This window comes from Mameliella sp. AT18 (assembly GCF_028807275.1).
Classification (GTDB): Bacteria; Pseudomonadota; Alphaproteobacteria; order Rhodobacterales; family Rhodobacteraceae; genus Antarctobacter; species Antarctobacter albus.
This window is the reverse complement of record NZ_JARAMO010000195.1, coordinates 1-8,673: the sequence shown is the minus strand read 5'-3', so window position 1 is coordinate 8,673 and position 8,673 is coordinate 1. Positions and strand designations below refer to the sequence as shown.

At 65.4% G+C, this 8,673-nt stretch carries 6 protein-coding genes; 3 read left to right on the top strand and 3 right to left on the bottom strand.

From position 1 onward, the window contains the following. Window positions 1-164: 164 nt before the first annotated feature. Complete coding sequence (gene radC / locus PVW46_RS17400) at window positions 165-929, top strand: RadC family protein (protein ID WP_069210529.1); 765 nt, start codon at window positions 165-167, stop codon at window positions 927-929. 12 nt (window positions 930-941) lie between these two features. Here the strand turns inward: radC and PVW46_RS17395 are convergent, their stop codons facing one another. From PVW46_RS17395 to secA, 3 genes are all read right to left on the bottom strand, one after another. Beyond that, the gene (locus tag PVW46_RS17395; protein WP_069210530.1) at window positions 942-2,495 is read right to left on the bottom strand and encodes a phosphate ABC transporter substrate-binding/OmpA family protein; all 1,554 of its coding nucleotides are present in this window, start codon (window positions 2,493-2,495) and stop codon (window positions 942-944) included. A gap of 21 nt (window positions 2,496-2,516) precedes the next feature. After that, window positions 2,517-3,491 (bottom strand): translocase, encoded by a 975-nt coding sequence (locus tag PVW46_RS17390; RefSeq protein ID WP_069210531.1) that lies wholly within the window; start codon window positions 3,489-3,491, stop codon window positions 2,517-2,519. 128 nt (window positions 3,492-3,619) lie between these two features. Next, complete coding sequence (gene secA / locus PVW46_RS17385) at window positions 3,620-6,352, bottom strand: preprotein translocase subunit SecA (RefSeq protein ID WP_069210532.1); 2,733 nt, start codon at window positions 6,350-6,352, stop codon at window positions 3,620-3,622. Between the two features lie 175 nt (window positions 6,353-6,527). On the opposite strand from secA, the gene PVW46_RS17380 reads away from it, so the two are divergent. Continuing rightward, window positions 6,528-7,400, top strand: coding sequence for a peptidylprolyl isomerase (locus PVW46_RS17380; RefSeq protein WP_043140514.1), 873 nt, complete (start codon window positions 6,528-6,530; stop codon window positions 7,398-7,400). A gap of 6 nt (window positions 7,401-7,406) precedes the next feature. Then, the gene (gene argJ / locus PVW46_RS17375; RefSeq protein WP_069210533.1) at window positions 7,407-8,624 is read left to right on the top strand and encodes a bifunctional glutamate N-acetyltransferase/amino-acid acetyltransferase ArgJ; all 1,218 of its coding nucleotides are present in this window, start codon (window positions 7,407-7,409) and stop codon (window positions 8,622-8,624) included. Window positions 8,625-8,673 lie beyond the last annotated feature (49 nt).

Genomic DNA, 8,673 nt, shown 5'->3' with positions numbered 1-8,673 from the left:
CCGCGCATCGCGCGGCGAAGCCTCCAGCGTAGGGTTCGGTCAGATCACAGGGCCTTCCCGCCACGACAGGCGCCACGCAACAGCCCTTGCGTGGCGCCTTTGCGTTCGCAGATTGTTCAGGTCCGTTAACCAACTGTTCACCTCGGTGCGCCACCATCGCCGGTATGACCCGAGGCCCGCATTTCTCCGACTCACAGGCTGCCCTCTTCGATCATGATGAGGCACCCGCCCGGCCCGGTCCGGGGGCGCAGAGACTGCCGTCCTACATTCGCGATCACCGCGCGCGCCTGCGCGAAAGATTCCTGATCGGCGGGGCAGAGGCACTGCCGGACTACGAACTGATGGAACTGGTCCTGTTCCGGGCCATTCCCAGGCGGGACGTCAAGCCGCTGGCGCGCCTTCTGCTGGAAACCTTCGGGGATTTCAACGGTGTCGTTTCGGCGCCCCTGCATCGCCTGAAAGAGGTCAATGGCGTCGGAGAGGCCGTCGTGACGGAACTCAAGATCGTCGAGGCGGCGGCGCACCGTCTTGCGCGGTCGCGGGTCCTGCGCAAACAGGTGGTCAGCAGCTGGGATGCGCTGATCGACTATTGCCAGACCACCATGTCCCACCGTGACACCGAACAGTTCCGCATCCTGTTTCTCGACCGAAAGAACGTGCTGATCGCCGATGAGCCGCAGGCGCGCGGCACGGTCGATCATGTGCCCGTCTATCCGCGTGAGGTGGTGAAACGGGCGCTCGAACTCAACGCCTCGGCGCTGATCCTGGTGCACAATCATCCGTCCGGCGACCCCACGCCCAGCCAGGCGGATATCGACATGACGGCGCAGATCCAGGTGGCTGCCGATGCCTTGGGCATAACGCTGCACGATCACCTGGTGATCGGGAAATCGCGTGAACTCAGTTTCCGCAGCGAAGGGTTGCTCTGACGCTGCGCGGGATCACCGAACCCAGACCTCGACCCGCCGGTTCACCTGCCGCCCCCAGGCGCTGTCGTCGCAGGCCATCGGCAGGGCCTCGCCAAAGGCGCGCGCGCTGATCTGCACCCGGTCCAGGTCGGCCGTTTCCGCCGCATCCTCGACCGCGCGGCGCACGGCCTCGGCCCGGCGCTGCGCGATGTCCAGATTGGCTGCGGCGGGCCCGACCCCGTCCGAGAACCCGACAAAGACCAGCTCTCGTCCATCATGCCCCCCTGCCTCCAGCGCGCGGGCAAGCGCCAGGACGTTCGAGCGGGACTGCGCGTCCAGCTTGCTCGATCCGGTCTCGAAACGGAAGGTGGTCGTCAGGCGCCTCATCGGCCCAAGCGCGGCCACCATGTCCTGCAAGGCCGCCAACCCCTCTTCGCCCTCGGCCACGGCGATGGCATTGGCCAGGCGGTAGCCCTGCAGGTCCAGGGCCACTTCCTCGGGAGCCTGGTCGATGTAACCGGCCTCGCGGATCGTGATCTGGGCCGATGACCCATGCGCATAAGCCAGGAAGTCGCTGGCCAGCTTGGGCAGGCGCCGCGCCGGGATATACAGGAACATCGGCGCGGTCAGCGGATAGTCCTCGGTCTTGATGCTGCGCCGCGCCGCCCGCAGGGTAAAGCCGCAGGCCCCGGCCAGAACCAGCGGCCGGGTCACGCCTGTCTCGGCAAAACTGGCCAGCCCCAGCCCGAAAGGATCGACCGCCACGGCCCGGACAAGCGCGGTATTGCTGTCGTGGCGTCTGGCGCCATCGACCAGGTCAAGGCGGGCAGGTCGCAACAGCCGGTCCTGCAAGCCCTGCACCATGCCAGAGCCCTCGCCCCGAAGGTGCAGCGTGATCGGCGCATCCGGGCCGCCCAGATCGCTCCAGTTGGTGATCCGACCGGAAAGAACATCGACCAGTTGCGCGATCGACAGTCGGTCGACCGGATTGCGCGGCGAGACGATCGGCACCGCAGCATCCAGCGCCAGCACGCGAGAGCGGTTGGGCGCCGTCAGGTCCCCCAGTCCCGCCGCGCGGGCGCGGGCGGCCTCCTCGGGACGGATTTCGCGCAGGGCCATGACGATATCGGCCTCATCCGCCAGCAGGTCGGCAAAGCCGCTGTCGGTGTCCGTGACGCGAAAGGTAAACCTGCCAAGTACACGCCCACCCGGTTTGCGCAGGGCATAGACCGTCCCGCTGGCGGTGCCGATGCGTTCCGCCTGCAACCCGCTGCGGGCGGCAAAGCCCTCGACAAGGGCAGGCATCAACCCGTGGCCGACACTGGCGGAGCCGGAAATCGTCACCTCTGCGACATAGTCGATCAGCGAGGGGCAGCCGACGCCGGTGCAGGTCACGCCCGAGCCGTCGACGGTCAATTCGCCAAAGCGGGTCTCGATCCGGTAGAACTCGCCGTCGAACCCCAGCAGGTTGCCCGACAAGGCGATGCTGCCATCCCGCGATTTCAGCGTGATGTCCTGCGCCAGGGCGAAACCGGCCTGCATGAAAAGGAAAAGTGCGGCGAATACCGCCGCACGACTGATCGACATGAAGTCCCCGTCACCCGCCTGTCATCTGGCGGCGATAGTCATGTCTTCGACAAGGTTTTTCAACACCAGAAAGTCGCCCAGAACCTCGCAAGAGGGCATCTGCAGAGTCAGGTCGCGGGTGCGCAGATCGCCGCCGTCACGGATTTCCAGCGTCTGTGCCTCGACCTGGGTTTCGCAGTTGCCTGCCGTCACTTCGGCCTCGACCGACAGCAGGATCTCACCGCCGCGCTTGGCGGTGCCGGCGGGAAAGGAATAGACCTCGACCGCCAGCGCCTCGGGCGTGTCGGCGCGCCCCATGCGGGTCAGGAACCCACCTTCGCCCTTGGCGGCGGCGGTCAAGTTGCCGGCATGGGCGGCCCAGATGTGGCCATCGGTGAAATAGCCCGCATCGAATTCGCGGGCATGCAGTTGCAGCCCGGCCTCGCCCTTCCACTGCACGACGACGCGGTCATAGAATGGCAGCGAGCTGACATCCGTGCTGGCCAGCGCGCCTTCGCCGCTGGCAAAGCTGGCGATGAAGACGGCCTGTTCGGCAAGTGCGGGGACCGTGACGGAGAGCGAGCCGTCCGGCTGGATCACCTCGGTGAACATCATGCCCTGGTGGTGGATCGTCACCCGTTCGCTGGCGCGGCAGGGGGCAATCAGTTCCACGTCGACAAGCGCACCTGCCGTTGGCGTCGCGGTCATTGTCATGTCGCAGGAAAACCCGGTTTCGGCGGGCGCCTCGGGCAGGTCGGCCTGGGGCAGGTCGACCTCTGCGGCGGCCTTGACCACCACGGGGGCGTCCGGCAGTTGCGCCTCGGGCGAGCGGTCGACGGGGATCATCGGCAGGACAACGGCTGACGAGGTCTGTTTGATCTCGGAAATTTCCAGCCTGGGTTCAGGTGCCTTGCCGCCCTGCTGGGGCAGGGCAAAACCGTATTGCATCACGTAACCGGTCCCAAGCGCGCAAACCAGCGTCGCGCCGCCGAGAAAATAGCTGGTAAGCCGGGCCATGATGAAGACTCCTGTCCTTTGTTCTCATCTTGCAGGATGAAAGGTAAACATGGCGCGCATAGGGCACGCAGGCGGAGTCATTGGGGCCTTAATCGGGCGGGCGGCCCGCCTGGGGCCGCCGCGCGGGGTCAGCTGAGCCGGCCGTGGCAATGCTTGAACTTCTTGCCCGACCCGCAGGGGCAGGCGTCATTGCGGCCGGGATTGCCCCATGTTTCGGGGTCGTTCTCGTCGAACCCTGCGGCCACGGCCTCGGGCGAGGGCGCATCGCCCGCCGGGGCGGCGGCAGAGGGGGCCGGGGCGGCCGCGGCCGCGGCGCGGTCCATCTGGCGCTGCATCTCTTCCTGCTGGCGGCGCATCTCGGCGATCATCGCCTGCTGTTCCTCTTCGGACATCGGGCGCACCTTGCTCAGCTGCTCGGTCACCGTCTCGCGCAGGCCGTCCAGCATGTTCTGGAACAGCTGGAAGGATTCGTTCTTGTATTCGTTCAGCGGGTCACGCTGCGCATAGCCACGGAAGCCCACGACCGAGCGCAGGTGTTCTAGCGTCAGCAGGTGTTCGCGCCACTTGCCGTCGATGGTTTGCAAGAGAACCTGCTTTTCGATCTGACGCATGGTGTCCGGGCCAAAGGCCTCGGTCTTCTCGGCCATCATCTCGTCGCTGGCTTCTTCCAGCCGCTCGCGGATCACCTCCTGGTCGACGCCGTCCTCGTCGGCCCAGCCGATGATCGGCAGGTCCATGCCCAGCTTTTCCAGCACGGCGGCATAGAGACCCGGCATGTCCCACTGGTCTGCATAGGCCTTGGGCGGCGCATAGGCATCCACCAGCTCCTCGATCACCTCGTGGCGCATGTCGGTGGTGATCTCGCTGACGTCCTGCGATTCCATGATCTCGCGCCGCTGGCTGAAGATCACCTTCCGCTGGTCGTTCATCACGTCGTCGAATTTCAACAGCTGCTTGCGGATGTCGAAGTTGCGCCCCTCGACCTTGGCCTGCGCGCGTTCCAGCGACTTGTTCACCCAGGGGTGAACGATGGCCTCGCCTTCCTTCATGCCCAGGCCCGACAGCACCTTTTCCAGCCGTTCCGAGCCGAAGATGCGCATCAGGTCATCTTCGAGGCTGAGGAAGAAGGACGACCGCCCCGGGTCGCCCTGGCGGCCCGAACGACCGCGCAACTGGTTGTCGATGCGGCGCGATTCGTGGCGTTCGGTGGCCAGAACGAACAGGCCGCCCGCCTCCTTGACCGCCTGCTCGTCAGCCTCGTGCTGCGCCGCGATCTCGGCGCGGATCTCGTCGGGGTGACGATCGGGATTGGCGGCGATGGCTTCCATGATCTGGAATTCCACGTTGCCGCCCAGCTTGATGTCGGTGCCGCGGCCCGCCATGTTCGTGGCAATCGTGATCGCGCCCAGCTTGCCGGCGTCGGCGACGATCTGCGCCTCCTGCTCGTGCTGGCGCGCGTTCAGGACGTTGTGCTTCAGCCCCGCCTGCGTCAGCATCTGGCTCAGCATCTCGGACTTCTCGATCGAGGTCGTGCCGACAAGGACCGGCTGGCCCTTTTCATGCGCCTTGCGGATTTCCTCGACGATGGCGGCGTATTTTTCGGTTCCGGTGCGATAGACGGCGTCGTCCTCGTCGATCCGCGCAATGGGCAGGTTGGTCGGAACCTCGACCACGCCCAGGCCGTAGATCTGGCCGAATTCCTCGGCCTCGGTGGAGGCCGTCCCGGTCATGCCGGACAGCTTCTCGTAGAGGCGGAAGTAGTTCTGGAATGTCACGCTGGCCAGCGTCACGTTCTCGGGCTGGATGTCACAGCTTTCCTTGGCCTCGATCGCCTGGTGCAGACCGTCCGACAGGCGCCGCCCGGCCATCATCCGGCCGGTGAACTCGTCGATCAGCACAACCTCGCCGTCGCGGACGATGTAATCCTTGTCCTTGGTGAACAGCTTGTGCGCCCGGATCGCCTGGTTGACGTGGTGCACGACGGTGGTGCTTTCCGGGTCGTAGAGGCTCCGGCCTTCTTCCAGCAGCTCATGCGCCTGCAGCATCTGCTCGAGGTACTCGTTGCCCTCGTCGGTAAAGGTGACGTTCCGTGTCTTTTCATCGACGGTATAGTGATCCTCGGCCAGTTCCGGGATCAGCTTGTCGATGGCCTGGTACAGTTCGGACCGGTCGTCGGAGGGCCCCGAGATGATCAGCGGCGTCCGTGCCTCATCGATCAGGATCGAGTCGACCTCGTCGACGACGGCAAAGTAGTGGTCGCGCTGGAACATCTGGTCCAGCTCGGACTTCATGTTATCGCGCAGATAGTCGAAGCCCAGCTCGTTGTTGGTGGCGTAGGTGATGTCGCAGGCATAGGCCTGCTTCTTTTCCTCGTCGGGCTGGCGCGGGTAGACGACGCCGGTCGACAGGCCAAGCGCGCCGTAGACGTTGCTCATCCACTCTGCGTCCCGCTTGGCGAGATAGTCGTTGACGGTGACGATATGCACGCCCCGGCCGGTCAGCGCGTTCAGGTAGGCGGGGAAGGTCGCGACCAGCGTCTTGCCCTCACCGGTCTTCATTTCGGCGATATTGCCCTGGTGCAGGAAAATCCCGCCCATCAGCTGCACGTCGAAGGCGCGCAGGCCCAGGGCCCGCTTTGCGGCTTCGCGGCAGTTGGCAAAGGCCTCGGGCAGCAGCGAGTCGAGGCTCTCGCCTTTTTCGATGCGCTCCTTGAACTCCTGGCTCTTGGCGATCAGACCGGCATCGTCGAGTTTCTCGAACTCCGGCTCCAGCGCGTTGATCTTTTCCACCAGCGGGCGTGTGGCCTTGATCTTACGGTCATTCGGCGTGCCGAATACCTTGCGCGCGATTTTTCCAAGCATGGTCTGATGTACCTGTTTCCAGCGTCAAGTGCGGCATCTGCTTGCCCGCCTCGCACATGAGCCATATGACGGAACGAAAAGACCGGCCTCGCAGAGCCTTTCGGGCATGTAAGGGGACGGCTGTAGAGTGTCAACGCCGCCCAGGGACGCGGCACCGAATCAAGAGGAAGAACCGATGTCGAAAACCCTCATGAAACTCTCGGCTGCGGCGGTCGCGCTGACCCTGGCTTTGCCGGCCCTGGCGCAGGACGCCGACGCCGACAAGCCGGCCGAGATCACGATCGACACCGTTGTCGCCACCGTCAATGGCACGGACATCACCTTTGGCCACATGCTGATGGCGCGCGCCTCGCTGCCGGAACGGTTCCAGCAGGCGCCGACCGACGATCTCTGGCAAGGGCTGCTGGAACGGCTGATCCAGTACGAGACGCTGGCACAGTCCGACAAGGGCGAGGAAACCCACCGTGTCCAGCTGGCGCTGGACAATGAAAAGCGTGAACTTCTGGCCGCCGAGGCGATGCAGGCCGTGGCCGACGGTGCCGTGACCGAAGAGGCCGTCGAGGCCGCCTACAAGGCCGACTATGTCGATGCCGACCTTGGAGTCGAATACAACGCCTCGCACATCCTGGTCGAGACCGAGGAAAAGGCCAAGGAACTGATCCAGGAACTGGCCGATGGCGCCGATTTCGCGGAACTGGCACGCGCCAATTCCACCGGTCCGACCGGCCCCAACGGCGGTTCGCTGGGCTGGTTCGGCAAGGGCCGTATGCTCAAGGCCTTCGAAGACGCGGTCGCCGCGATGGAACCGGGCGCCGTCTCTGCCCCGGTGCAGACGCGCTATGGCTGGCACGTCATCACCCTGAACGAGACCCGGACGATGGATGCCCCACCGCTGGAACAGGTCCGCCCCGCGATCGAGCAAAAGCTCAAGCAGGACGCTGTCCAGGCCTATATCGCGGAACAGGCCGAGGCAGGTGAGGTGACGCGGCTCGATTTCACCGAAATCGACACGTCGATCCTGAACAACCTCGGCCTGCTGGCGGAGTAAGAGCACATGCCTCCCCGGTCTCCGCTTGCCCCCGCAGACTTTCCCGCGCTCCCGGTCATCGGGGGCGCAAGGTTCGCCATCGCCGAGGCCGGGGTGCGCTACAAGGGCCGCCCCGACGTGATGCTGGCGCTGCTCGACCCGGGCAGCGTGGTGGCCGGGGTCTTTACCCGGTCGGCCACGCGCTCGGCCAACGTGCTGGACTGCCAGTCCAAGATCGGCACGGACAGCGCCGAAGGCGCCGCCATCATCGTCAACTCGGGCAATTCCAACGCCTTCACCGGCAAGGCCGGTGAGGGCTCTGTCGCGGCCATCTGTCAGGCCGTGGCGGCGCAGACAGGCCTGCCCGCGTCCCGCGTCTTCACCTCCTCGACCGGGGTGATCGGCGAGCGCCTGCCGCATGACCGCATCACCGCCAAGCTGAACGAGCTGCATGGCGCCCTGTCGCCCGACGGCATGGCCGAGGCCGCCCGCGCCATCATGACCACCGACACCTTCCCCAAGGCGGCGACGGCGGAAATCGACGTCGATGGCAAACCGGTGCGCATCGCCGGCATCGCCAAGGGGTCTGGCATGATCGCGCCCGACATGGCGACGATGCTGGTCTACATCTTCACCGACGCGCGCATCCCGCGCGCCGAGCTGCAGGCGCTGGTGTCGGAACTCAACGCCAAGACCTTCAACAACATCACCGTGGACAGCGACACCTCGACCTCGGACACGCTGCTGATGGCGGCGACCGGTGCGTCGGGTGTGGACGTGACCTGGAATGCCGACTTCACCCAGGCGCTCTACAACGTGATGCTGAACCTGGCGCACCAGGTGGTCCGCGACGGCGAGGGGGCGACGAAATTCGTCACCGTGCATGTCTCCGGCGCGGCCTCTGATGCCGATGCCCGCACCCATGCGCTGGCCATCGCGAATTCGCCGCTGGTCAAGACCGCGCTCGCCGGTGAGGACCCGAACTGGGGCCGCATCGTCATGGCCGTGGGCAAAAGCGGCGCCGCCGCCGACCGGGACAAGCTGTCGATCCGCTTCGGCGAGACCCTTGTCGCCAGCGAAGGCTGGGTCGCAGAAAGCTATCGCGAAGAGGATGGCGCGACCTATTTCAAGGGGCAGGAAATCGACATCAACGTCGATATCGGACTTGGCGCAGGGCAGGCGACCGTCTGGACCTGCGACCTGACCCACGGTTACATCCAGATCAACGCGGATTACCGGTCCTGACCTTTTCGCCACGGCCCTAGGTTTCTTTGGGCTGAAAATACCTCCGGGG